Annotated in this window: 21 protein-coding genes; 12 read left to right on the plus strand and 9 right to left on the minus strand. The window is 74.2% G+C overall.

The window, feature by feature from the left end; all coding sequences use genetic code 11:
* Positions 1 to 161: 161 nt before the first annotated feature.
* Complete coding sequence (locus tag ABTZ03_RS04415) at positions 162 to 725, minus strand: DUF1707 and DUF4190 domain-containing protein (protein ID WP_350511327.1); 564 nt, start codon at positions 723 to 725, stop codon at positions 162 to 164.
* Between the two features lie 309 nt (positions 726 to 1034).
* Here ABTZ03_RS04415 and ABTZ03_RS04420 point away from each other — a divergent pair, with 309 nt between their 5' ends.
* The 4 genes from ABTZ03_RS04420 (at position 1035) to ABTZ03_RS04435 (ending at position 6013) form a co-directional block, all read left to right on the plus strand.
* Positions 1035 to 1877, plus strand: a complete 843-nt coding sequence (locus ABTZ03_RS04420) for an ABC transporter ATP-binding protein (RefSeq protein ID WP_502894389.1) — start codon at positions 1035 to 1037, stop codon at positions 1875 to 1877.
* A complete protein-coding gene (locus ABTZ03_RS04425) occupies positions 1874 to 3490 on the plus strand; it encodes a transporter (RefSeq protein ID WP_350511329.1) in 1617 nt (538 codons plus the stop codon). Before ABTZ03_RS04420 ends, ABTZ03_RS04425 begins: the two co-directional genes overlap by 4 nt.
* Positions 3491 to 3573: 83 nt before the next feature.
* Positions 3574 to 4860 carry a DUF2786 domain-containing protein gene (locus ABTZ03_RS04430; protein ID WP_350511330.1) on the plus strand — a complete coding sequence of 429 codons (1287 nt, stop codon included), beginning with the start codon at positions 3574 to 3576 and terminating at the stop codon, positions 4858 to 4860.
* A 37-nt stretch (positions 4861 to 4897) separates the two neighbouring features.
* Positions 4898 to 6013, plus strand: a complete 1116-nt coding sequence (locus ABTZ03_RS04435) for an ADP-ribosylglycohydrolase family protein (protein WP_350511331.1) — start codon at positions 4898 to 4900, stop codon at positions 6011 to 6013.
* A gap of 46 nt (positions 6014 to 6059) precedes the next feature.
* Here ABTZ03_RS04435 and ABTZ03_RS04440 read toward each other — a convergent pair whose 3' ends face one another.
* From ABTZ03_RS04440 to ABTZ03_RS04455, 4 genes are all read right to left on the minus strand, one after another.
* Entirely contained in the window at positions 6060 to 7373 is a 1314-nt protein-coding gene (locus ABTZ03_RS04440) for a serpin family protein (RefSeq protein ID WP_350511332.1), read from the minus strand.
* Between the two features lie 52 nt (positions 7374 to 7425).
* Positions 7426 to 8376, minus strand: coding sequence for an ADP-ribosylglycohydrolase family protein (locus ABTZ03_RS04445; protein WP_502894390.1), 951 nt, complete (start codon positions 8374 to 8376; stop codon positions 7426 to 7428).
* A gap of 100 nt (positions 8377 to 8476) precedes the next feature.
* Positions 8477 to 9691 (minus strand): cytochrome P450, encoded by a 1215-nt coding sequence (locus tag ABTZ03_RS04450; protein WP_350511334.1) that lies wholly within the window; start codon positions 9689 to 9691, stop codon positions 8477 to 8479.
* Between the two features lie 91 nt (positions 9692 to 9782).
* Positions 9783 to 10523, minus strand: a complete 741-nt coding sequence (locus ABTZ03_RS04455; protein ID WP_350511335.1) for an SIR2 family NAD-dependent protein deacylase — start codon at positions 10521 to 10523, stop codon at positions 9783 to 9785.
* Between the two features lie 206 nt (positions 10524 to 10729).
* Between ABTZ03_RS04455 and ABTZ03_RS04460 the strand changes: the two genes are divergently transcribed.
* Both ABTZ03_RS04460 and ABTZ03_RS04465 read left to right on the plus strand, forming a co-directional pair.
* Positions 10730 to 11794, plus strand: coding sequence for an ATP-binding protein (locus tag ABTZ03_RS04460; protein ID WP_350511336.1), 1065 nt, complete (start codon positions 10730 to 10732; stop codon positions 11792 to 11794).
* Positions 11791 to 13584, plus strand: coding sequence for a vWA domain-containing protein (locus tag ABTZ03_RS04465; RefSeq protein ID WP_350511337.1), 1794 nt, complete (start codon positions 11791 to 11793; stop codon positions 13582 to 13584). Before ABTZ03_RS04460 ends, ABTZ03_RS04465 begins: the two co-directional genes overlap by 4 nt.
* 10 nt (positions 13585 to 13594) lie before the next feature.
* Here the strand turns inward: ABTZ03_RS04465 and ABTZ03_RS04470 are convergent, their stop codons facing one another.
* From ABTZ03_RS04470 to ABTZ03_RS04485, 4 genes are all read right to left on the minus strand, one after another.
* Complete coding sequence (locus ABTZ03_RS04470; protein WP_350511338.1) at positions 13595 to 14212, minus strand: hypothetical protein; 618 nt, start codon at positions 14210 to 14212, stop codon at positions 13595 to 13597.
* A 138-nt stretch (positions 14213 to 14350) separates the two neighbouring features.
* Positions 14351 to 15031, minus strand: coding sequence for a response regulator (locus ABTZ03_RS04475; protein ID WP_350511339.1), 681 nt, complete (start codon positions 15029 to 15031; stop codon positions 14351 to 14353).
* A complete protein-coding gene (locus ABTZ03_RS04480) occupies positions 15028 to 16215 on the minus strand; it encodes a sensor histidine kinase (RefSeq protein WP_350511340.1) in 1188 nt (395 codons plus the stop codon). The genes ABTZ03_RS04475 and ABTZ03_RS04480 overlap by 4 nt, the downstream gene beginning before the upstream one ends.
* Before the next feature lie 82 nt (positions 16216 to 16297).
* Positions 16298 to 16972, minus strand: a complete 675-nt coding sequence (locus tag ABTZ03_RS04485; RefSeq protein WP_350511341.1) for a DUF4097 family beta strand repeat-containing protein — start codon at positions 16970 to 16972, stop codon at positions 16298 to 16300.
* Between the two features lie 222 nt (positions 16973 to 17194).
* On the opposite strand from ABTZ03_RS04485, the gene ABTZ03_RS04490 reads away from it, so the two are divergent.
* The 6 genes from ABTZ03_RS04490 (at position 17195) to ABTZ03_RS04515 (ending at position 23967) form a co-directional block, all read left to right on the plus strand.
* Positions 17195 to 17914: a Crp/Fnr family transcriptional regulator gene (locus tag ABTZ03_RS04490; RefSeq protein ID WP_350511342.1), complete on the plus strand. Its 720-nt coding sequence runs from the start codon at positions 17195 to 17197 to the stop codon at positions 17912 to 17914.
* 111 nt (positions 17915 to 18025) lie between these two features.
* Positions 18026 to 18808 (plus strand): hypothetical protein, encoded by a 783-nt coding sequence (locus tag ABTZ03_RS04495; protein ID WP_350511343.1) that lies wholly within the window; start codon positions 18026 to 18028, stop codon positions 18806 to 18808.
* Positions 18805 to 21090: a hypothetical protein gene (locus tag ABTZ03_RS04500; RefSeq protein ID WP_350511344.1), complete on the plus strand. Its 2286-nt coding sequence runs from the start codon at positions 18805 to 18807 to the stop codon at positions 21088 to 21090. The genes ABTZ03_RS04495 and ABTZ03_RS04500 overlap by 4 nt, the downstream gene beginning before the upstream one ends.
* Before the next feature lie 30 nt (positions 21091 to 21120).
* Positions 21121 to 22071, plus strand: coding sequence for a hypothetical protein (locus ABTZ03_RS04505; protein ID WP_350511345.1), 951 nt, complete (start codon positions 21121 to 21123; stop codon positions 22069 to 22071).
* Positions 22072 to 22088: 17 nt separating this feature from the next.
* Positions 22089 to 22598: a Pycsar system effector family protein gene (locus ABTZ03_RS04510; protein WP_350511346.1), complete on the plus strand. Its 510-nt coding sequence runs from the start codon at positions 22089 to 22091 to the stop codon at positions 22596 to 22598.
* A 70-nt stretch (positions 22599 to 22668) separates the two neighbouring features.
* Positions 22669 to 23967 (plus strand): M48 family metalloprotease, encoded by a 1299-nt coding sequence (locus tag ABTZ03_RS04515; protein ID WP_350511347.1) that lies wholly within the window; start codon positions 22669 to 22671, stop codon positions 23965 to 23967.
* The last annotated feature ends 41 nt before the right edge of the window (positions 23968 to 24008 follow it).

The raw sequence follows: 24008 nt of genomic DNA on the forward strand, positions 1-24008 counted from the left end.
TGGGGCGCGGTCAAAACAAATGCAACGCCGCAGGTCGCGGCCTTCGGCCGGGTGTCGCCCCGGTGTCCCGTGCGCGACCGGCCGGTGTCGGGCCGCCCTCCACCCGCTCTACCACAGTCCGCGGGGCCCCGCCAGCGGAGCGGAACCGCCCCGGGCCACGCCTAGGCGACGCCCAGCAGGAAGATCAGCAGCCAGAAGGCGCTGCCCAGGTAGCCGAGCACCAGGCCCAGGACGGCCGCCCAGTCGCCGTCCAGGTTGCGCTCGCGGATCTGCGCGCGGGCGAGGTGGCCGGTGATCACCGCGGGCAGGGCCGGCAGCGCCAGGAAGCCGGTCAGGCCGCACACCAGGGAGACCACCGCCAGCACGCTGGTGGGCCGGGCCTGCGGCACCGGCGGCGGCACCAGGAAGGTCGCCGGGACCGGCTGCGCGGCCTGCAGCGGCGTCATCGGCCCGGTCGGCAGGTCGGCCACCAGCACGGCCAGCTCGCCGTAGGTGAGCGCCCGGGCCGCGGCCTCGTGGCGCTGCTCGTACTCCTCGGCGGACAGCCGGCCCTCGGCGAACCCGGCCTTCAGCACGTCCACCGTCCGGTCCCGGTCCGCGTGGCTCGCCCGCATCGCGGCCTGCGGGGACGACTGGGACGACGACGGAGCCGGCCAGCCGCCGGGCGCCGGCCGTCGGCCGGGCCGATCGGCGGGGCCGGGCTCGCCCCACGGTTGAACGGACATCCGCCACCTCCCGGCAACACGGCACCCCCGTGTGCTCACTGGTCCTCATAGTGCAGGACGAACAAGGGAACTGAGTAGTTGCCGGATCGGATCGCCGACCGATCCACGCCAACCGGAACCCGGCCGTCGGGAACGGCCGCCGCACGGCGCGCCTCACCCGTTCGGCGGACAGGCTCAGGGGATCCTCAAAGCGGGCGACAGCCTGTTCGGGCGGTGACAGGCTGGGCCCGCAGCAGCCCCGCCCGACCAGCCGCCCGACCGCCCATGACCACCCGCCCGACCACCCACGACCACAGACAGAAGGCCGCCATGCAGGCGTCAGCACCGTCGCCCGACGAACCGACCCCCGCCGGTCCCGCCGGACCTGCCGGACCCTCCGGACCGGGCACCCCCTCCGCCGTCAGCATCCAAGGACTGTGGAAGCACTTCGGCACCCAGGCCGCGGTGGCCGGGCTCAGCCTGGAGCTGCCCGCCGGTGCGTTCATCGGCCTGGTCGGGCCGAACGGCGCGGGCAAGACCACCACCCTGTCCATGGTCACCGGCCTGCTCCGGCCCGACCAGGGCACCGTGCTGGTGCACGGCACCGACGTGTGGGCCGACCCGGTCACCGTCAAGGCCCGGATCGGCATCCTGCCCGAGGGCCTGCGGATGTTCGAACGGCTCAGCGGGCGCGAGCTGCTCCAGTACACCGGCCGGCTGCGCGGCCTGCCCGCCGCCGAGGTGGACCGCCGCGCCGAGGAGCTGCTGGCCGTCCTGGACCTCGGCCGGGACGCCGACAAGCTGGTCGCCGACTACTCCACCGGCATGCGCAAGAAGATCGGCCTGGCCGCCGCCCTGCTGCACAACCCCGACGTGCTGTTCCTGGACGAGCCCTTCGAGGGCGTCGACCCGGTCTCCGCCCAGACGATCCGCGGCGTGCTCAAGCGGTACGCGGCGGCCGGCTCCACGGTGGTCTTCTCCAGCCATGTGATGGAACTGGTCGAGCAACTCTGCGACTGGGTCGCCGTGGTCAACGCCGGCCGGGTGATCGCCCAGGGGTCGCTGGACACCGTCCGGGGCGGGCGCAGCCTGCACGAGGCCTTCCTGGAGCTGATCGGCGTCCGCGAGGACGACGGCCAGGCCCTCGGCTGGCTCGGCGGGAGCGCCCAGTGACCTCCCCGACCGTGCCCGACGGGCGAACGGTGGTCCGCGGCATGGTCGCGCTCAAGCTGCGGCTGCTGCGCAACGGGCTGCGCCGCAGCCCCGGCCGGACCGCCGTGTACGTCATCGGCGGTGTGCTCGGCCTGCTCCTCGCGGGCCTGACGGCCCTCGGCATGGCGATGCTGAACGGGCGCTACGCCGGCTCCGGGGACACCGGGGTGATGCTGCTCGGCGTGCTCACCCTGGGCTGGGCCGCGCTGCCGCTGTTCCTCTTCTCCAGCGACGAGAGCGCCGACCCGACCAGGCTCACCATGCTGCCGCTGCGACCCGGCCCGCTGCTGCGCGGCTCGCTGCTGGCCGCGCTGATCGGGCCCGGTCCGCTGATCAGCCTGGTGCTGGTGACCGGTGCGGTGCTGTCCGGCGCGGACGGGGGCGCCTCGGCCGCGGTCGCGGTGGTCGCGGTGCCACTGGCGCTGCTCTGCCTGATCACGCTGTCCCGGGCGGTCGCGGCCGGGAACGCCCGGATGCTCTCCAGCCGGCGTGGCAAGGACTTCGCGATCTTCGGCGGGCTGGCCTTCGCCCTTCTCGTCCAGGCCGCCAACGTCGGCTCGCAGAGCATCTTCGGCCGCCAGCACGGCCAGGACCTCGACCTCAGCCCGCTCAAGCCGATCGCCGGGGTGCTGCGCTGGATCCCGCCGATCAGCGCGGTCGACGCCCCGCGCAGCGTCGGCGCGGGCGAGTACCCCCAGGCGGTGCTGCAGCTGGCCGCGGCCGCCGCACTGCTCGTCCTGCTGCTGCGCTGGTGGCGGGGCAGCCTCCAGGAGCTGATGGTCACCGCCGACTCGTCCACCCTGGAGGTGGCCCGCGGGGTGGAGAACAGCCGCGGCTGGCGGTTCCTGCCCGAGGGCCGCACCGGCGCGGTGATGCAGCGCCACCTGCGGTACGCCTGGCGCGAACCGCGGGCCAAGGCCGCGCTGTTCACCAGCATCGGGATGACGCTGGTGATCTGCGTGCTGTCGGTGGTCCAGGGCTGGTCGAGCGTCTACCTGCTGGCCATGACCGGGACCTTCCTCGGGCTGCAGATGCTCAACCTGTTCGGCATGGACGGCTCGGCGTTCTGGATGGTCGCCGCCACCCTGCGCACCCCCGCCGACGCCCGGGACGAGCTGCGCGGCCGGGCGTACGCGGTGCTGTCGTACGCCGTCCCGGTCACGCTGGTGCTCGGGCTGGTGCTGGCCGCCGCCACCGGCGACTGGGCCGGGCTGCCGTCCGCGATCGGCCTGGCCCTGGCGGTGCTCGGCTGCGGCATCGCGCTCGGCTCGGTGTTCAGCGTGATCGCGCCGTACACCATGCCCGCCGACAGCAACCCGATGCGCAACGCCGCCCCCGGGCAGGGCGGGCTGATCCTGCTCAACCAGTTCGGCTCGATGCTCGGCGTCGCGGTGCTCGCCCTGCCGGTCGGCGGCTACCTGCTCTGGGCGCTGACCTCGGACGGTCCGACCTGGCCGCTGCTGCTGCTCGGCCCGCTCTACGGCGCCCTGGTCGCCACCCTGGGCATCCGGCTGGCCGCCGCCAAGCTGCTGGACCGGGTGCCGGAGATCATGGCCAAGGCCATCGAGCGGTAGCCCCGGGGCGCATCCCGTCCCCTCGGCCCCTCCGGCATCATGGCCGGAGGGGCCGAAACCGTCGAGGAGAGCAGGGACACACCGTGGGCAAGCGCGCGCAGCAGGGCGACGGGAACGCCGGGCCGCTGCTGGAGCAGGCGGTGCGCGCGGTGCTCACCGCGCCGGAGGAGGGGCTGGACCTCGCGCTGGACACCGGGGCCTCGCTGCTGGCCGCCTCGGCCGGGCAGTGGTCGGCGGTCAGCCGGGCGCTGCTGGGGTACGCGGACACCGCGGTGGGCCGCTGCTGGTCGGCCGGGTGGCGCCCGGCGGACCTGGTGCGGGTGGTGCGGCGCGGACTGAAGCCCGTCCACCTGGCGCTCGCGGTGGACCTGATCGCCGCCGAGGGCCGCCGGCACCCCGCCGCCGCACTGGACCGGCGCTGGCAGGAGCAGCTGCGCGAGCTGGAGACCGAGGTCTGGTGGCCGGCCGACGAGCAGTACCTCGGGGCCTTCGCCCACCGGCACCGGCTGGACCGCTTCGCGCTCGCCACCGCCGTCCTGGAGCTGCTGCGCAGCTGGGGCCGGCTGCCCCCGATCGCGCCGGTCGGCCCGGCCCCCGGCCAGGCCGTACGGGCGGAGCGCCCCGCCGTCCCGGTGACCGGCGAGCCGCGGATGCTGGCCCGGATCCGGGCGCTGCTGGCCAAGGCCGAGTCCACCGAGTACCCGGAGGAGGCCGAGGCGCTGACCGCCAAGGCCCAGCAGCTGATGGCCCAGCACAGCATCGACGAGGCGCTGCTGGCCGCCGCCACCGCCGGCCGGGACACCCCGGCGGCGCTGCGGATCGGCGTGGACAACCCGTACGAGGGCCCCAAGACGATGCTGCTGGACGCGGTGGCGGCGGCCAACCGGTGCCGGGTGGTGTGGGCCAAGGAGTTCGGCTTCTGCACCGTGATCGGCTTCGACGGGGACCTGGACGGCGTCGAGCTGCTCTACACCTCGCTGCTGGTGCAGGCCACCCACGCGCTCAACAAGGCGGGCTCCGGCAAGGACTCCCGCAGCAAGGCGTTCCGGCAGTCCTTCCTGGTCGCCTACGCGGCGCGGATCCGCGAGCGGCTGACCGCCGCCACCGAGCGGGCCACCAGCGACGCCGCGGTCGGCCGCCACCTGCGCGAGGACGGCACCGAGGAGCAGCTGCTGCCGGACGAGCGGCTGCTGCCCGCGCTGGCCGCCCGCTCGGCGGCGGTGGACGACGAGGTGGGCCGGCTGTTCCCGAAGCTGGTCTCGCAGCGGGTGCGGGTCAGCGACGGCGAGGGCTGGGCGGCCGGGCGGGCCGCGGCCGACCGGGCGGCGCTGCACGGGCGGGGCGAGATCCACAACCGACGTCCCGCCTGATAGAAACGACCCCGCCACGAACGAAGGGGGATTCGACGTGACCGAGTCGGCGGCGGAGTCGGGATACCGGGACCGGGTGCGCGGTGCGCTGCTCGGCGGCGCGATCGGTGACGCGCTGGGCTGGCCGGTGGAGTTCCAGCAGCTCCACCAGATCCAGGACCGGTTCGGACCGCAGGGCGTGACCACACTGCCGTCCGGGGGTACCGGATCGGTGGAGGTCACCGACGACACCCAGATGACGCTGTTCACCGCCGAGGGCCTGATCCGCGGCTTCGTCCGGGGTTGGACGGGCGGCGGCGGCTCGGTGCCGGAGGCCGTGCACGGCGCGTACCGGCGCTGGCTGCGCACCCAGTTCCAGCCCGCGCCGGACACCGAGCCGCAGCCCCGCCCGTACGACGGCTGGCTGCTGGGCCGGCCGTTCCTGTACGCCCGGCGGGCGCCGGGCAACGCCTGCCTGAGCGGGGCCTCCGAGCACCCGGTGTTCGAGGCGCCGGCCCCGATCGGGCTGCCGGGGCCGATCAACCCCGGCTCCAAGGGCTGCGGCACGGTGATGCGCTCGGCGCCGTTCGGGCTGGCCCGGCTGGGCGTCGAGCAGTCCTTCGGGCTGGCCGTGCAGTGCGCCCAGCTCACCCACGGGCACCCGACCGGCTACCTGGCGGCGGGCGCCTTCGCGGCACTGGTCGAGCGGCTGGCGGCCGGGACGGAGCCGTGGGCGGCGGTCGGCGAGACGGTGGAGCAGATCCGCGAGCTGCCGCGCTCCAAGGAGACCGTGCAGGCGCTGGCCCGGGCGGTACGGCTGGCCCAGGAGGCCGAGCCCTCGGCGGACACCGTGGAACGGGTCGGACTGGGCTGGATCGCCGAGGAGTGCCTGGCCATCGCGGTGTACTCGCTGCTGGCGGCCACCCTCGACCCCGACCCGGTGCGCACCGCGCTGCTGCTGTCGGTCAACCACTCCGGGGACAGCGACTCGACCGGCGCGGTCTGCGGCAACCTGGTCGGGGCCGCGTACGGCGCCTCGGCGCTGCCCGACGGCTGGACCCGGGCGATCGAGGGGCGGACCGAGCTGCTGACGGTCGCGGACGACCTGCTGGTGCTGTTCGGCAGCCGCGACCCGGGCCACCCGGCGCTCGGCGGGCGCTACCCGGCCTGGTGAACCCCCGCTCCCCTGTTTGAGGCCGGTGGCCTGGCCTGCGGGTCGGTTACCCGGCCTGCGGGTCGGTGACCTGGCCGAGGAACAGCGGCCGCCCGGTGGCGGTGTCCCTGATCAGGAACAGGAACGGCCGGTCGATGTGGAGTTCGGCGGGCTGCCGCGCGGCCGGCACCGCCCCGGCGACCACCGCGCCGCTGCCGGCCGCCGCGACCGTACCGCCCTCGTCGACCTGGACGGTGGCCTTCTGCAGCACCGCGGTGAGGCCGAGCGGTTCCGCGGCGATGCCGCCGAAGTCGGGCTGCGCGAAGGCCGCGTGGACGCCGAGCGAGCGCAGCGCGGAGCTCAGCTCGTTCGAGGTGTCGAAGTGGAAGCGCGGCAGCTGGAGGTCGACGGGCTGTTCGGCGAGGGCGCCGAGGATCCGGTCCAGCTGGGGCTGGTCCAGGCCCTTGCGGAAGGCCGCGAAGCCGCCCTGCGCCGGGACGATCAGGTCCATCGCCAAGGTGCCGTCCGCGTAAGGGAGTTCGACGGCCTGCCAGGGTTCCCCGGCGATCCCGCCGGAGCCGTCGGCGTACTTGAGGTCGCCGTCCCGGCTCATGCTGGGGACGTTCGGGGCGGAGCCGTCGAGCCGGCGGAAGGGGCGGTCGGCGGTGTTCGCGGGCTTGAACTCGGTGGCCCACCGGGCCTTCAGGTAGAGCGCGTCGGTGAGGACCAGCCGGGTGTCGGTGGTGACCGCGCCCGGCGGGAGGAGGTCCTTGATCCGGTCGTCGGTGGTCCTGGCCACGGCCGCGTTGATCGCCGTGCGGGCGTCCTCCGGGTTCTTCGCGAAGTCGGCGGTGTGCACCCCGGCGTCGAAGGCGGTGGCGAGGGTGGCCAGGTAGCCGGGTGAGACCGCCAGCCCCTGCTTCGTCCAGACCTCGTCGGCCTCGCGCAGGGTGAGCTTGTCGGTGGCCGCGGCCGGCCGGTTCAGCGCGCCGACGGCGAGGGCGTACTGCTCGGGGGCGAGGTCGGTGTGTAGGGCCTTGGCGAGTTCGTCGGCGGTCGCGCCGCGCGCGCCGGGGAGCAGCATGGCGAGCACGGTGGCCAGGCCCGACGGCGAGACCACGGTGTTGCGCCCGGCGGCGTCCGGCTGCGCGGTGAGCGCGTGCAGGAGGTCCAGCCCGAAGGCGTCGGTGGCCTGGGCGGTGGCCGCGACCCGGGCCTGGTCCACGGCGGGGCGGGAGGCCGGGGCGGCGGCCCGCAGTTCCCCGGTGGCGGCGGTTCCGGTGCCGCCGCAGCCGCTGAGCAGCGGTGCGGCGAGGGCGGCGGCGAGGAGCAGCGCCGCCGGGCGACGGCGGTGGTTTCCGAGCGTGCTGCGGTTCGTCATGGCCCTTCGACGCGCCGCCCCGGGAACGGGTTCCGGGCGTGTCCGGCGGGTTTCAGTCCCAGAGCGCGCCGAGCTCCAGCAGCTCGTCCCGGTACTCGATCCGCTCGACCCACTCCTGCGGCCAGACCGCCTCGCCGTGGTGGGCGCCGGCGAAGGCGCCGGCCAGGCAGGCGAGCGAGTCGGAGTCGCCGCTGGAGTAGGCGGCCCGGCGGACGGCGGCCACCGGGTCGTCGGGCAGCAGCAGGAAGCAGAGCAGGCCGGTGCCGAAGGCCTCCTCGGCGATCCAGCCCTCGCCGGTGGCCAGGCAGGGGTCGGCGTCGAGGTCGGGCGCGGCGAGCGCGGCGTCCAACCGGTCGAGCACGGTGAGGCAGTCGTCCCAGCCACGGGCGATGACGGCCTGCGGGGAGGCGCCGTACCAGCGGTCGGCGAGGTCGCCGAGCCAGAACTCGTCGTACCGCTCGCGGCTCGCCGACGCGTACGCCCGCAGCACCGCGGGCAGGTCGGCGGGTGGAAGGCCGTCGGCGAGCTGGCGCACGGCGTACGCGGTGAGGTCGCTGGCGGCGAGCGCGGTCGGGTGGCCGTGGGTGAGCGCGGACTGCAGCTGGGCGGCGCCGGCGAGCTGCCGGGCGTCCAGGTCGCGGACCAGCCCGATCGGGGCGACCCGCATGTTGGCGCCGCAGCCCTTGGAGCCGACGTCACTGGCCTGCTGCCAGCGGTACTCGTCGCGGCTGAGCCGCTCGCAGGCGCGCAGGCAGGTCATGCCGGGGGCGCGGTTGTTCTCCGGGGAGCGCCACCAGTCGACGAACTCCTCGCGGACCGGCCGGGTCAGCCGCAGCGGGGTGAGCGGCCCGCGCGCCAGGGCGGTGCGCAGGCCGCGGCCGAGGGCGAGCGTCATCTGGGTGTCGTCGGTCACCAACGCCCTCGCAGGCAGCGGGAGTTGCCGCCAGTCCGGGTGCTCGGCGGCGATCCGCTCGACGTCCTGGAACTCGGTCGGCCGGCCCATCGCGTCGCCGATCGCCAGCCCCAGCAGTGCCCCCGTCGCCTTGCCCACGGCCCTCTCCCCCTCGGTTCTCGGACGTCCCGCTTCTCAGACGTCCCGGTTCTCAGACCTCGACCAGCAGTTCCTTGAGCCCGCGGATCACATAACCCGGGTTCCACTCGGGCTCGCGAACCAGCCGCAGGCCCGGGGCCCGGCGCAGCAGCGTGCCGTAGGACTCGGTGAGCTCCAGTCTGGCGAGCGGAGCGCCCAGACAGAAGTGAATTCCGGCGCCGAAGGTGATGTGCGGGTTGTCGGTGCGGCCGAGGTCCAGGCGGTCGGGGTCGGCGAAGCGCTCCGGGTCGCGGTTGGCGGAGCCGAAGAGCAGGGCGATCTCGGCGCCGCGCGGGACGGTGACGCCGCGGACCTCGATGTCCTCCAGCACCCAGCGCTCGAACATCTGCAGCGGGGTGTCCCAGCGCATCAGTTCCTCGACGGCGGTGGGCAGCAGTTCGTCCACCGCGCCGCGCAGCCGGGCGAGTTCGCCGGGGTTGCGGAACAGCGCCCACCAGCCGTTGCCGGTGGTGTTGACGGTCGCCTCGTGGCCGGCGTTGAGCAGCAGCACGCAGGTGGAGACCATCTCCTGCTCGCTGAGCGCGTCGGAGCCCTCCTGGGCCTGGATCAGCGCGCTGATCAGGTCCTCGCCCGGGGCGGCCCGGCGCTCGCGGATGAGTGCGCGCAGGTAGTCGGAGAACTCGGTGCTCGCGGTGACGGCCCGGCGGGCGGTCTCCTCGCTCGGGTTGAGCTCGAACATGCCGGTGATGTCGGCGGACCAGGGGCGCAGCAGGTGGCGGTCGGACTCCGGCACGCCCAGCATCTCGGCGATCACGGCGACCGGCAGCGGCTCGGCGACGGAGGCGATCAGGTCGCCGCCGCCGGCCGCGAGCAGCCCGTCGACCAGGTCCCCGGCCAGTCGCCGGACGGTCGGCCGCAGCCCCTCGACCATGCGCGGGGTGAAGGCCTTGGAGACCAGCCGGCGGATCCGGGTGTGGTCGGGCGCCTCCAGGTCGAGCAGCCCGTGGTCGTTGAGGGTGTGGAAGGGCTCGTGCGCCGGGTCGGGTTCGGGGCGGCCGAACTCCTGGTGGCTGAACCGGTGGGTGTAGGTGCGGCCGAGCCGCCGGTCCCGCAGCAGGGCGCTGACGTCCTCGTGGCGGGAGACCAGCCACTGGTTCGTCGGTTCGTGGTACGCCACCGGCGCGTGCTCGCGCAGTTCGGCGTACGCGTCGTACGGGTGGGCCACGAACGCCGCCGACCAGGGGTCGAACTTCGCCGTCGTCGTCATTGCTCGATCACTCCAGGCCGTGAGGGGAAGCCGGGAAGATCATCGTACGCACGCGGTGCGTCCGTAGACAGACCCTCCCGTCCTCCCGTCCTCAGGCCCGCTCCCGCACCAGCCGTCGCACCAGCTCCGGCAGCGCCTCCGAGATCGGCTCCCGGATCACCTCGGTCGCGGCCGCGTCGTACGGCGTCCCCTCGGCGTTCACGATGATCAGCTTCGCCCCCGACTTCACCGCGTTGTACGGCAGTCCGGCCACCGGGAACACCTGGAGACTGGTGCCGATCGCGATGAACAGGTCGCAGGCGCGGGCGATCGTGTCGGCCTGGCCGAGCACCTCCTGGTCCAGGTTCTCGCCGAACATCACGATCCGCGGCTTCAGGATCCCGCCGCACTCCCGGCAGTCCGGGTCCGGCTCCCCCGCCTCGACCCGGGCCAGCGCCTCCGCCATCGACCCGACCACCCGACAGCGCAGGCACTGGGTCTCCCGGACGTTGCCGTGCAGTTCGAGCACCTTGCGGTCGGTCAGGCCGGCCCGCTGGTGCAGCCCGTCGATGTTCTGGGTGAGCACCCGCAGCGGCAGCCCGGACCGCTCCAGCTCGACCAGCGCGCGGTGCCCGGCGTTGGGCTCGGCAGCCAGCTCGGACGTCTCCAGCCGCATCCGCCAGGCCCGCTCGCGCACCTGCCGGTCCCGCCGGTACGGGCCGATGGTGACCAGCTCCTCGGCCGACGGGTCCTTGCGCCAGAGCCCCTGCGGGCCGCGGTAGTCGGGGATGCCGGAGTCGGTCGAGATGCCCGCGCCGGTGAGCACGGCGATCAAGGGGCGCTTCGCGTTCATACCCGGGACGGTACGGGCCCCGGGCTGCCGCGGCCACCGAGAATCCGAGCGCCGGACGGGCGCTACACCGGCTCCGGACGGGAGGCAGGACGGGCCCCGGGAGGGGCGGCGGACGGGCCCGGGCCGGGCAGCGGAAATCCGGATGCGCCCGGCCAACTCCCGCCGCACACTGGGCCGGTCACGCACCGTCGCCACGAAGGAGCCCCGTGCAGGGAGCAGTCAGCGTCTCGCCCGCCCAGATCCCCGAGCTGCTGCTCGGCCTGGCCACCGTCCGCCCGGTGTTCCTCTGGGGCGCCCCCGGGATCGGGAAGTCCTCCCTGGTCAGGGCGTTCGCCGAGTCGCTCGGACTGGAGTGCGTGAGCCTGGTCGGCACCCAGCTCGCCCCGGAGGACCTGATCGGCGTCCCCCAGCTCACCCCGGAGGGCCGCTCCCGGTTCTGCCCGCCCGAGCAGATCGCCCGCGACGAGCCGTACTGCCTGTTCCTGGACGAGCTCAACGCGGCCTCGCCGGACGTCCAGAAGGCCTTCTACTCGCTGATCCTGGACCGCCGGATCGGCTCCTACGAGCTGCCGCCCGGTTCGATCGTGATCGGCGCCGGGAACCGCGCCACCGACGGCGCGCTCGCCCGCCCGATGGCGTCCGCGCTGGTCAACCGCATGGTCCACGTCCATCTGCGGGCCAGCTCCGGGGACTGGCTGCAGTGGGCGGCCGGCGCCGGGATCCACCCGTGGATCCTCGACCACCTCACCGACCGGCCCGACCACCTGTGGTCCGCCCCGCCCAAGACCGAGGAGCCGTTCTCCACCCCGCGCGCCTGGCACATGCTCTCCGACGCGCTGCACTCCTTCGGCCCCACCCTGGACGAGGAGACCCTCAAGGTGATCGCCCACGGGCTGCTCACCCCCCAGCACGCGATCGCCTTCTGCGGCTACGCGAAGATCGTCCGCAACTCCTACGGCCTGGAGGCGATCCTCAAGGGCGACGCCCGCTGGCCGCACCGGCTGGAGGACCGCGACCTGCTCTACTACCTGGCCGACGCCTTCCGCGGCCGGCTGGTCAAGGAACTGCCCGCCAGCAAGGAACACGCCTCCGGGGCGCAGCGGCAGACCGCCTTCCGGGCCAAGTCGCTGCTGGTGCAGCTGGCCGAGATCTCGGTGGAGGTCGCCCAGACGGTGATCGCCGACGGCGCGGACGGCAACCCGGTGCTGCCCTCCTGGTTCCTGATCGAGGCCGCCCGGGACATGCCCCGGCTGGTCGAGGCCCGCCGGTGAAGCGCGCCGCCGCCGACCGGACGAAGCCCGACCCCGCCGGTGAGGCCTTCGCCGAGGGCGTCCGGCTGCTGCGCCTCAACCCGGCCCTCGCCGCCCTGCGCGCCGACATCTGCCGCACCGAGGACTGCACCACCGCCCCGCCCGACGGCTGGGCGGTGGTCGACTCCAACGGCACCCTGCACGTCGACCCGCACCGCCGGGCCGAACCCGCCGAGTGGGCCTGGGTGTTGGCGCACGGCCTGCTGCACCTGGGCTTCGGCCACCTGCCGGCCGCCCGCGGCACCCGGACCCAGCCCGACCCCTACCAGGCCGCCGCCCGCTGCGCCGTGGTCAACCGCTTCCTCGCCACCTTCCCGATCGGCCGCGCCCCGGTCACCCTCCCCCAGGAGTACCCGGGCGGCGACGAGGAGGAGCTGGCCGACCGCTGGCGCCGGGACGGCCTGCCCGCGGCCGGCGCCGCCGGGACGGCCGGCACCGCCGACCCCGACCAGCTGCTGGTCGAGTGGCGCGGCCACCACCAGGGCCCCGAGGACTGGCAGGCCGCCTTCGCGGCCGCGCTCACCCGCGCCATGTCCGCCGCGATGGACCGGGCCGGCGGCCGGATCGACGCCGAGACCGGCCGCCGCCTGCCCGAACGCCCGTGGACCAGGGCGCTCAACTGGTTCGTCTCCTCGTACCCGCTGCTCGGCGGCATCGCGGCCGGCCTCACCGTGGTGGCGGACGCCGAACTCGCCCGGGCGCACGACATCGCCGTCGCCGCCGTCAACGCCGAGGCCGCCGAGATCTACGTCAACCCGCTGCGCCAGTACTCCGACGAGGAGTGGCGGTTCATCCTCGGCCACGAGATCCTGCACGCCGCCCTGCGGCACGGCGAGCGCCGCGGCGGCCGCGACCCGTTCCTGTTCAACGTCGCCGCCGACTACGTCATCAACGGCTGGCTGCTGGAGATGGGCATCGGCGAGATGCCCGAAGGGCTGCTGCACGACCCGCAGTTGGCCGGCCTGTCGGCCGAGGAGGTGTACGACCGGATCGCCCGCGACCAGCGCCGGATCCGCCGCCTCGCCACACTGGCCGGGAAGAACCGCCCGGACGTCCTCGGCGCACCGCTGGGCCCGCCCCGGGACTACGTGGACCTGGACGACTTCTACCGGCGCGGCCTCCAGCAGGGCTTCGAACTGCACCGGCGCGAACGCGGGCTGCTCCCGGCCGGGTTGGTCGAGGAGATCCGCGCACTCGCCCATCCGCCGCTGCCCTGGGACGCCCGACTGGCGCGCTGGTTCGACGAGTTCGTGCCCCGGCCGGAGCCGCTGCGCAGCTACTCCCGCCCCGCCCGTCGGCAGTCCGCCACCCCGGACATCCCACGGGCCGGCCGGTACCGCCCCGAGGAGGAGGTGCCGCGCTGCACCTTCGGCGTCGTCCTGGACACCTCCGGCTCGATGGACCGGGCCCTGCTCGGCAAGGCGCTCGGCGCGATCGCCTCGTACGCCGCCGCCCGGGACGTCCCGGCCGCCCGGGTGGTGCACTGCGACGCCGCCCCGCACGACGCCGGGTACCTGCCGGTCGAGGAGATCGCCGGACGGCTGCGGGTGCACGGGCGCGGCGGCACCGTCCTCCAGCCGGGCATCGACCTGCTGGAACGGGCCGAGGACTTCCCGCCGGGGGCGCCGGTGCTGGTGATCACCGACGGCGAGTGCGACGTGCTGCGGCTGCGCCGCGAGCACGCCTTCCTCGTCCCGCGCGGCGCCGCGCTGCCGTTCACCCCGCGCGGGCCGGTGTTCCGGATGACCTGAGCCGGCTTCCTCAGACCAGCGCCGCACGGGGCGCCGCGTCGAGCCGGACCAGCGGGGAGAGCGCCACCAGGTAGCAGGCGGCGGCAAGCGGGATGAACGCCAGGTCCGCCCCGGACGCGACGGTGCCGACCAGCATCAGCACCGGGCTCCACCAGCGCAGCGCCCGGCCGGCCCCCACCGAGGCCGCGACCAGCATCGCCAGCAGGCCGACGTAGAACAGCAGCGGGCCGATCTGGTAGACGGCCGGCAGCACCCCCGGCACGTCCTGCACCCGCTGGAACAGCCGCACCTGCTCGGCCTTGTCCGCCGCGGCCAGGCCGACGCACAGGTCGATCCCGATCTGCACCAGCGAGGCCGCCAGGCCCGCGAACGCCGTCCCCAGCGCGGCGTTCGCGGCCAGCCGTCCGGCGGTGGTGCCGCGCGGGGCGAGCAGCCGGCGCACTGCCAGCAGCACCGGGGCGAACAGCAGCAGGCCGACGAACATCGCGGTGTGCCCGGTGGTCCAGCCGGGGCCGGGCTCACGGGAGCCGGGCACCAGGCGGATGCCGCCGTAGAGGGCCATCAGGGCGGGGGCGCCGACGACGGCGTAGGCGGTGCGGCTGGCGCGGCCGCCGTGGTTGGCGTTCATCTGACGATCTCCCGTGGTGTCCGGGGCCCCGACTCGGTGGCCCGTCCGTTCCGACACCCCAGAGCCTTCCGGCCGGACCCCTCGTCGCGGATCGCCCGCACCGGCGAACCCGGCCCCTCCCCCGCACGGGGGAGTCCCTCAGGAGTCCCCCGCCACCACCGCTCCGGCCTCGTACGCGAACACCACCGCGTGCACCCGGTCGCGCAGCCCGAGCTTGCTCAGCACATTGCTGACGTGGGTCTTCACCGTGTGCTCGCTGACCACCAGTTCGGCCGCGATCTCCGCGTTGGACAGCCCGCGCGCGATCAGCCGCAGCGTCTCCTGCTCCCGCACGGTCAGCTGCTCCAGCAGCCTGGACGGCGGCCGCACCGCCCGCTCCCGGCCGCCCGGGCGGCGGGCCGCGAACTCGCCGATCAGCCGCCTGGTCACCGAGGGGGCGAGCAGCGCCTCCCCGGAGGCCACCATCCGCACCCCGTGCGCCAGGTCGTCCCGTCGGACGTCCTTCAGCAGGAAGCCGCTGGCGCCCGCGTACAGCGCGTCGAAGACGTAGTCGTCGATGTCGAAGGTGGTCAGCATGATCACCTTGGTGGCCGGGAACTCCGCGCACACCCGGCGGGCCGCCTCCAGGCCGTCCATCACCGGCATCCGGACGTCCAGCAGCAGCACGTCCGGGGTGTGCGCCCGCACCGCCTCGACGGCCTCGGCACCGTCGCGGGCCTCGGCCACCACCTCGATGTCCGGCTGGGCGTCCAGGATCATCCCGAACCCGGCCCGCACCAGCTCCTGGTCGTCCGCGACCACCACCCGTATCGGCGTCATCCGCCCACCCTCTCCACCACGCCCGTCGGCCCCAGCGGCAGCCGGACACTCACCAGGAAACCCCTGCCCTCCGGGCCCGGACCGGCCTCCGCCCGGCCACCGCAGGCCGCCGCGCGCTCACGGATGCCGACCAGCCCGCGCCCGCCGGACCAGCCGGCCACCGTACGGTCGGCGGTCAGCGGCACCCCGCGGCCGTTGTCGGAGACCAGCACCTCCAGCACCTCGCCGGCCCGCCGCACCCGGATCGCGACCCGGTCGGCCCCGGAGTGCTTGACGGTGTTGGTCAGCGCCTCCTGCACGATCCGGTACCCGGTCGCCTCCACGTCGGCCGGCAACCCGGCCAGCCCGTCGGCGAGTTCGAGATCCACCCGGAGGCCCGCCGTACGCACCCGCTCGGCCACCTCGACGAGTTCCGCCAGCCGGGGCTGCGGCGCCAGCTCCCGCCCCGCCTCCGGGTCCTTCAACACCCCGAGCACCCGCCGCAGTTGGACCATCGCGTCGCGGCCCGAGTCGGCGATGGTGTCGAAGGCGCGGATCGCCCGGTCCGGGTTGTCGCGCACCACCAGCGGCCCGGCCTCGGCCTGGATCACCATCAGCGAGACGGCGTGCGCCAGGATGTCGTGCATCTCCCGGGCGATCCGGGCCCGCTCCTCGGCGACCGCCCGGGCCGCGTCACTGGCCGCCCGCACCCCGGCCTCCCGGGCCCGCTCCGCCTGCATCCGGGCCAGCTCCCGCTGGGTGCGCACCAGGGCCCCGAAGACGAAGGAGCCGCCCGAGGTCAGCACGCTGAACAGCGCGCCGTTCGGCGAGTGGGTGCCGAGCACGTTGGCGACCACCACCACCGCCAGCACCGACCAGCGCTGCCGGTCCGGGAAGCGCTCCGCCACCGTGTACATCCCGATCACCGCGTACAGCGGGACCTGCGGGTTCGCCGAGTGCGCCACCACCGACAGCACCAGCGAGGGCACGCTGCCGACCAGCAGCCAGCGCATCGTGGCACGACGGCGCCACGGCAGGAACGACGCGGTGGACACCGCCAGCAGGTACACCCACCACGGCCAGTGGGTGTCGTCGTTGTAGACCGCCCAGACCGACACCCCCGCCGAGCAGGCCGCCAGGAAGGTGTCCAGCACGTACGGGCTCAGCCCGGCCGTCCGGCTCCGCCACCACGCAGCGCGCTCCACCCGCGTACCTCCCCCGTACCCGGGGGCCCCGCCCCCGCGGAGAAGATCATGCCCTACCGGCAGAACCTCCGGCAGCGCCCGGTCAGACACCGCTGACCGTCACGCCGCCGGTCTCCGCCCGCGCGGTGATGGTGTGCGCCGCGCCCGGCCGCGACGGGACGCCCACGTCCGCCCTGCCCGACCCCGCCTGCGCGTCCACCGCGTACGCCTCCCCGGAGGGCACCCGCAGCCGCACCCCGCCGTTGCCCACCCGGGCGTCCAGCGTCGCCGGCGCCGCCGCGAAGTCGGCCCGCACCCCGCCGTTGGTCGCGCTCAGGTGCACCGTCGGGGAGGTCAGCCCGATGGCCTCCACCCCGCCGTTCTCCACCGCGGCGTCCACCTGGGCGGCCAGCCCGGTCAGGTGCACCCCGCCGTTCTCCGCCTTGATCCGCACCTTGGTGCCGGCCGGCACCCGCACCCGGTACCCGACCCCGCAGGAACCGCAGCTGTACGCCAGCCGCAGCACGCCGTCCTTCACCTCGTGGGTGGTCCTCGGCTCCGCACCCCGGTAGGTCTGGTGCTCGACCACCTGGACCGAGTCGCCCCCGCCGGTCACCTCCACCCCGCCGTCCTCCCCGTCGACCACCAGCTCCCGGACCGGCTCGGCCACCCCGTAACCCACGGTCCGGTGCTCGTCCGACCCGAACGACGGCAGGCACCCCTGCATCCCCAGCACCACCACCGCCGTGATCGCCACCGCGCCCAGCACCCGCTTCATGTCCGGCCCCCTTCACGAGCCCCGTCATCCCGACACCGGCAACCCTCCCCCGGCCGTCCCCGCCGCCGCCTCCCCCGCCGGAGCGGTTCAGCCGGCTCCCCCACCAGGGGGAGGACGGGCAATTCCCGGAATCCCCGGCGGCGGCGCCGCTCCGCCGGTAGCTTGTTTGCCCGCGCTCAACCTCCCAACCTCCCGGCGGAAGACCACAAGGGCTGATCAGGCATGGCCAACACGCCGTCCGGCGGACCAGGTCCCGCAACCGGTCACGGCCTCGACGACCGCGTCCCCTTCCTGGCCCGGCTCGACCACGCCGACCGCACCGCCCTGCTCGCCCTCGGCCGCCGGCTCGACTACCCCGCACGCTCCACCGCACTGCGCGAGGGCGAGCCCTCCGACCACGTCCTGCTCGTGCTGCACGGCTGGCTGAAGGTCACCGCCGCCGCCGAGAACGGCTACGAGGCGCTGCTCGCCCTGCGCGGGCCGGGCGACATCGTCGGCGAGTCCGCCGCCCTCAGCGGCCGCCCCCGGGCCGCCACCGTCACCGCCCTGGAAGACGTCCAGGCCGCCGCCGTCGACCGCGCCGCCTTCACCGGATACCTCCGGAGCACCCCCGCCGCCTCGATGCAGCTGCTGGCCCTCGCCACCGACCGGCTGCGCGCGGCCGACCACCACCGGCTGAAGTTCGCCTCGCTCACCGTCAGCGAACGGCTCGCCGACCTGCTGCTGGAACTCGCCCGCACCCACGGCCGCCGCACCCCCGAAGGCATCCTCGTCTCCGTCCCGCTCAGCCAGCAGGAACTGGCCGGCTCGGTCGGCGCCTCCCGGGAAGCCGTCGCCCGACTGCTCAAGTCCCTGCGCGACCGCGGCATCGTCGTCACCAGCCGCCGCTCGCTGGTCGTCGCACGCCCCGACCTGCTCCGGAGGCCCGGTCAACTCCGTTGATCCGCACCGAGGTTCTGTGCACACCGTCACAGAGCGAGTACCTCAACGACGCTCACACCCGGACGCCCGCACCGGGCAGGCTGAGCCGCGACGACCGACCGAGAGGCGACCATGACCGACCCGGTGAACCACACCATCCTGCTGCTGGACATCGAACAGTTCGGCCGGCGGGACGACGTCGAGCAGGCCTTCATGCGCCGGATGCTCTACTCCGTCCTGCACGAGACGCTGCGCAGCGCCGGAGTCGAACCCGCCGACCAGCGCCTGGAGGACCGCGGGGACGGCGTGATGGTCCTGATCAGCCCCACCGTGCCCAAACCCCGGCTGCTGAACGCCCTGATCAGCGAGACCCCCGTGCTGCTGCGCGCCAACAACCGCCTCGCGGCCGACAGCGCCCGGGTACGGCTGCGGATGGTGCTCGCCACCGGCGAGGTGGCCGTCCAGGAACTCGGCGGCGCCCTCGGCGGCGCGGTCGGCTGGGACCTCAACCAGGCCTACCGACTGCTCGACTCCCCCGGCCTGCGCGCCCTGCTGCAGCACCTCGACGAGCCCTGCGCCCTCGCCGTCTCCGACGCGCTCTACCAGGGCACCGTCCGCCACGGCCACGGCGGCCTGGCCCCGGAGGCGTTCCACCGGGTCACCGTCCCGGGCAAGGAGGGCGACTTCCCGGCCTGGCTGCACGGCGCCCCCGCACCGGCCACCACCCCGCCCCCGGCCCCCGTCGCCGCCCCGGCCGCCCAGGCCCCGCAGACCGCCGCCCCCGCCACCTTCCAGTTCCTCGGCGGCTCCCCGTCCTTCGGCGGCAACCTGATCGGCGGCGACCAGCACACCGTCTCCGGCGGCGTGGTCAACGGCGACGTCAACACCGGCAACACGATCGGCGGCGACCGATGACCACCGCGGCCGGACAGGAGTCCCCTCAACCACCTGCCGCGCCGCCGGGAGCCCAACAGCCCGGCGCCGACCAGAAGCCCAACGAGCCCACGGAGGAGGCCGCCGAACCCCAAGAGGCCCCACCCGAGCAACCCCAGAACGCTTGGGAAGCCGCTCAGGAGCTGCTGGAGCACGTCCCGGAGGCTTTCGCTAGCCAGGGCTACCTCTTCGCCGGCGGCAGCCCTCGTTTCGGCCGTGACCTAGTCGGCGGTGACCAGCACACGGTTTCGGGCGGCCAGGTCCACGGCGACGTGGTCACCGGCCACAAGACCACGATCCACGTCGACTACCAGATCGGCTCTGCCTTCGGCACCCCACTGCACAGCTCCGGCGAGATCCCCGACATCGAACTTGCCACCCTGGCGGAGGTCTTCCAGGACGGGCCCGTCTTCCAAGAGGCCCTCAACGTACTGCGCGAACACCGGGTGCTGATCCTCACCGGTCATGCCGACACCGGACGCCGGTCGGCCGGGCTGATGCTGCTGTACCGGCTGGGTGCCCGCCGGATTCGCAATCTCGACCCCGACATCTCGCCCGCCGCAATGCTCACCGGTGTCGAGCGGGCCGAAGGCTACCTGCTCGCCGACTACATGACGTCCCGCGCCCGGCCTCTCCGTCGGCCCGATCTCGACCGCCTCCGCGAAACCCTCACCAAGCAGGACGGTTACCTGGTCATCACCGCCGTCCGCTCCGGTACCTTTCGTGATCTGCCAGTCGTCGACTGGCAGCCTCCAGGCCCCCGCGACGTACTCACCGGCCACCTGACCATCCTGCTGTCAGGACAACCAGCCGCCCGAGTCCACGATTTGCTCGCGCTGGAGCCGGTCGAGGGCTTCCTCGACAGGACTCGACCGATCCGGGAGCTAGCCGAGTTCGCGGTCCCGCTGTCCGGCTGCTCGCCCTTGGCAACCGAACACCCGGCGCTCTCCGACTTCGGCCAGGGCGTCGTCCAGGAGCAGGTCGGACGTTGGTTCGGCGATCCGGAGCTCCCGCTCCGGGAAAAGGCGTTCCTGCTCTCGCTCGCCGTCTTCGACCATGCTCCGTACGCCCTCACCGCCGAACTCTCCGACCAGCTCTTCCGCCGCCTGGAGACGATCGCCACGCCCTACCTGAAAGAGGGGATTCCCCCGTTCGGGAATTCGATCGAAGGACGACTGGCCCTGGCCCGGGCGGAGCTCACCGAGGAGAACGAGCAGACCCCGTGGGGGCCGGTGCCACAGCGCATGGCCTCCTTCAGCGATCCCCGAACCTCGCACACGCTGCTCCGAGAAACCTGGACCAGCCATCCCTCTGCCCGACCTGCGATCCTCGCCTGGCTCAACGCCCTGGCGACCGATCCTCGCGCGCTGGTCCGCACCCGGGTGGCATCCACCGTGGCACTGCTCGCGTCCGTCGACCTCACATCGGCGATGAGCCGACTGCTCAGCCCGTGGTCCGAGTCCAAGGACTTTCGTCTCTGTCTTCAGGCGGCCAACAGCCTCGTCCTCGCCTACTACGCCGGCACCGCGGCCGTCCCCCGCATCCTGCGTGACTGGTGCGAGGACGACAACGATCGCCGCCGCTGGACCGCCATCCGGGGATACGCCCTGCTCGGCCATCTACTTCCGGTCCAAGCTCTGGAAGCCATCACCATGGCTGCCGACCGACTCGCCGGAGACGGGTTCGAGGACCTCCTCGCTGATGTCCACCCTGATGACCAGGCTGATGACGACGAGCATTCCGACCGCTACCAAGTGCTCGGCCTGGTTGAGGCCACCGAGCTGCTGCTGCTCTCCACCGAGGGACCACAGGTGCTGGCCGCCATGGTCAGCTGGCTCTCCGAGTCCACGCAACTGCGGCACCTCGCTCTGACCACCTTCCTCACCGCCGCACAACGGACCGAGGACACCGCCGTCACGACCGGCCGCCCTCTGCTTCTGGGCTGGTACACCGAGAGCCCGCACCCAGCCCCCGGCGGCCCCGTAACGATCACCGTGCTGCCGACACCGGAGAGGCCCCCGTATGTCCGAGGCCTGCTGATCACCATGTGGCGCAACGCGCTGGCGGACCCCGACCATCGCAGTTCGGCTCTGCGTGTCATGCGTGACTGGCTGCTCAGTTCCGTAGAACAACCTGAGACCGAGGCCGAACTCACCGAGCTGTTCGACGACCTGGCCGTCACCACCCGCGACCGCGAGCGGCTCGACCACCTCATCCGTACCGTCCACGACGGCAGGCACCCACAAACCTCGCCCGGCAGCTGACAACCCGTCCCGATCCTGGAGCACCCGCGCATGTCGGCACGACACCGCCCCGACCTCCCCGCCGGCGACCTCGTCGACCCGGTCCTGACGGTCCACCCGCTCGGCCGCACGCTCGGCCTGCCCAAGCGGCCGGCCGCCCGCGCCGACACCGCCCTGGTCCTCACCACCCCGTCCGGCGACCACCAGGTCTACCTCCCGCCGCACCGCCCGGGCTTCAGCGACCTGGTCGGCCGCGCCTACCAGGCCGCGTTCGAGGTCGATCTCGGCCTGCACCACCTGCGGATGGAGGAGCGGCTGCCCGGCCGGGACGACGTCGGCGCCTTCGAGGCCGTGGTGGAGGTCGACTGGCAGGTCTCGGCCGCGGAGCTGGTCGTCGCCGCCCAGGTCCGCAACGTCCCGGCCGTGCTGGTCCCGCGGCTCCGGCAGCGGATGCGGGCGGTCGCCCGCCACCTCTCCACCGACCAGAGCGGCGAGGCCGAGAGCGCCGTCCAGCAGGCGCTGGACGATTTCCCGGTGGCCGAGGCCGAGGGCCTGCGGGTGCGCTGCGCCGTCCAGTTGGACCTCGACCAGGCCGCCCGGGAGCAGAAGGAGCGGTTGCGCGGCTACCACTTCGACACCCAGGCCCACCCGCACGCCCTGCGGCAGGTGCAGGAGGCGAACGAGGTCCTCGCCGCGAAGGCGAAGTTCTACCAGTACCACCTGGAGCAGGGCGGGGTGACCGCCTGGGCCCTCCAGGTGGCCGCGCACCCCGAGGACCTGCCGCGGGCGCTCGGCTACCTGGACGACGAGCAGCAGCAGCTGGTCCAGGGCCAGCTCCAGGTGATCCAACGGCTGCTCGACCAGAACGCCCTGGAGGACTTCGAGCTGGAGGGCCCGCGCCAGGACGCGAGGGCCGCGCTGGAAGCGATCCTGCGCCACCGGCCCGCCGGCCCCGGTGCGCCCCGGCTCGACAAGGGCCCGAATCCGCCGCTCGCGCCGTGACCCCGAGGAGTTCCGCCGTGTCCGACCCTCCCACCCCGATACCGTCCCCGCCCGGCGCCGCCCTGCTCGCCGAATTGCGCGCCGAGATCGCCCGCGCGGACAGCAAGGCCGCCGTCCTGGTGGCCGCCCTCGGCGTGATCGTCGGGGTGCTCGGCGGCCTGCTCACCAGCACCGGCTGGGCTCCGCAGCGGCTCTCCGGCGCCGCCAAGGCGTTGCTGGCCCTCGGCGGCCTGGGCATCGCCGTCTCGCTGGTCTCGCTGCTGTTCGCGGTGCTGCCCCGGTTCCGGCACAGCACCTGGCGGCCGGGCCGCCCGCTCGGCTACTTCGGGGACATCCGGCTGGCCGCCGAGCAGGGGCTGCTCGCCGACGCCCTGGCCGACACCGAACGGCTGGCCGCCGAGGCGGTCCGCACCGCGCTCGCGGAGAACAGCCTGATCGTCTCGCGGAAGCACTCCTGGGTCCGGATCGGCATCCTCACCTTCGGCGCCGGCCTGTTCCCGCTGGTCACCGCCCTGTTCCTGGGCTGACCCGTCCCGCACACCCGTCCACCGCCGTACGGACGCCGCTGTCGCGCGCGTCCCGTCCCAAGGACTCGTCATGACCGAACCGACCTACCCGGACGCCCCGCCGCCGCAGTACCCCGGCACCGCACCCGGGTACCCGACCGTCCCGCCCCAGCACCCGCAGGCCGCTCCCCAATACCCGGGCACCGCCCCGCAGTACCCCACCACCGCCCCACCCCAGTACCCGACCGCCACTCCGCCCGAGTACCCGACCGTCCCGCCCCAGCACACCCCGCCTCAGCACCCCCAACACCCGCCCCGCGTCCCCGCCCAGGGCCCCACCCCGCCGCCCGCACCGCCGCTCACCCCTCCCCCGACCCCACCGCTCGCCCCACCCCCGACCCCACCGCAGCCCCCCACCCTCGACCCCACCGTCCACATCACCCCGCACACCGGCCGGGTCCACCTGGCCGCCCGCCAACGCGGCGCCGACGTCACCACGATCGGCCAACTGGCCTTCCAGATTCCGCACTTCGTCTGCAGCCTGGTGGTCGTCACGATGGTCTCGCTGCTCCTCCCCGAGCCGCTCGGCTACGTGCTGATCGGCCTCTGGATCGCCTCCGGCGCCCTGGTCTTCCACCGCCCGACCGAGAAGGTCCTCGCCCGCTACCTGTTCCGGATGCGCCCGGCCCTGCACTCCGAGCTGACCCGCCTGGAGCCGATCTGGTACCAGGTGACGGCCAAGGCCGGGGTGAGCCCGCAGGCGTACGACCTGTGGATCGAGGACCACCAGGCCATCAACGCGACCGCCGCCGCCGGGCACATCGTCGGCGTCACCCGGTACGCGCTGGAGACCCTCCCCGACGCCCAGCTGGCCGCCGTGCTCGCCCATGAGCTCGGCCACCACCGCGGCGGCCACGCCTGGGCGACCCTGCTCGGCTACTGGTACTCGCTGCCGGCCCGGACCGCCTGGGCGCTGTTCCGCCTCGCGGCGGTCCTGGCGTTCCGGATCGCCTCGGTGTTCTCGCTGCTCGGTGCGCTCGTGGTCGGGCTGGTCGCCCTGGTCGTGGTGGTGGCCGTGGCCCTGTCGTTCCCGCCGCTGCTGCTGGTCCTGGTGACGCCCTACCTGCTGGCCGCGGTCGGCCGCCGCTCCGAGCTGCGGGCGGACGTCCACGCGGCCGAGCTCGGTTTCGCCGACGCCATGATCGAGGTCTTCCACGGCTTCCTGCGGGACGAGGAGCAGGCCCAGGCGATCGCCGCGCGGGAGAACGGCGGCCGGGCGGTCGCCCCCGGCCTGGCCGCCCGGCTGCTCTCCAGCCACCCGGACACCCACACCCGGATCCGCCGCCTGGAGGACTGGCGCGCCGCGGCCGCCACCGCGGCCCAGCGCTGAGAAACGCCGCAGGGCGGCCACCCCGTGAGGGGTGACCGCCC

The sequence above is a fragment of the Kitasatospora sp. NPDC096077 genome (assembly GCF_040303245.1).
Taxonomy (GTDB): domain Bacteria; phylum Actinomycetota; class Actinomycetes; order Streptomycetales; family Streptomycetaceae; genus Kitasatospora.

Bases quoted from the DNA above. Each gene is read 5' to 3' on its own strand.
- ABTZ03_RS04470 (WP_350511338.1), bottom strand. From the start codon at position 14,212: ATGAACGCCAACCACGGCGGCCGCGCCAGCCGCACCGCCTACGCCGTC.
- ABTZ03_RS04505 (WP_350511345.1), top strand. From the start codon at position 21,121: ATGTCGGCACGACACCGCCCCGACCTCCCCGCCGGCGACCTCGTCGAC.
- ABTZ03_RS04440 (WP_350511332.1), bottom strand. From the start codon at position 7,373: ATGACGAACCGCAGCACGCTCGGAAACCACCGCCGTCGCCCGGCGGCG.
- ABTZ03_RS04500 (WP_350511344.1), top strand. From the start codon at position 18,805: ATGACCACCGCGGCCGGACAGGAGTCCCCTCAACCACCTGCCGCGCCG.
- ABTZ03_RS04445 (WP_502894390.1), bottom strand. From the start codon at position 8,376: ATGGGCCGGCCGACCGAGTTCCAGGACGTCGAGCGGATCGCCGCCGAG.
- ABTZ03_RS04420 (WP_502894389.1), top strand. From the start codon at position 1,035: ATGCAGGCGTCAGCACCGTCGCCCGACGAACCGACCCCCGCCGGTCCC.
- ABTZ03_RS04515 (WP_350511347.1), top strand. From the start codon at position 22,669: ATGACCGAACCGACCTACCCGGACGCCCCGCCGCCGCAGTACCCCGGC.
- ABTZ03_RS04485 (WP_350511341.1), bottom strand. From the start codon at position 16,972: ATGAAGCGGGTGCTGGGCGCGGTGGCGATCACGGCGGTGGTGGTGCTG.
- ABTZ03_RS04450 (WP_350511334.1), bottom strand. From the start codon at position 9,691: ATGACGACGACGGCGAAGTTCGACCCCTGGTCGGCGGCGTTCGTGGCC.
- ABTZ03_RS04490 (WP_350511342.1), top strand. From the start codon at position 17,195: ATGGCCAACACGCCGTCCGGCGGACCAGGTCCCGCAACCGGTCACGGC.
- ABTZ03_RS04495 (WP_350511343.1), top strand. From the start codon at position 18,026: ATGACCGACCCGGTGAACCACACCATCCTGCTGCTGGACATCGAACAG.
- ABTZ03_RS04415 (WP_350511327.1), bottom strand. From the start codon at position 725: ATGTCCGTTCAACCGTGGGGCGAGCCCGGCCCCGCCGATCGGCCCGGC.
- ABTZ03_RS04455 (WP_350511335.1), bottom strand. From the start codon at position 10,523: ATGAACGCGAAGCGCCCCTTGATCGCCGTGCTCACCGGCGCGGGCATC.
- ABTZ03_RS04475 (WP_350511339.1), bottom strand. From the start codon at position 15,031: ATGACGCCGATACGGGTGGTGGTCGCGGACGACCAGGAGCTGGTGCGG.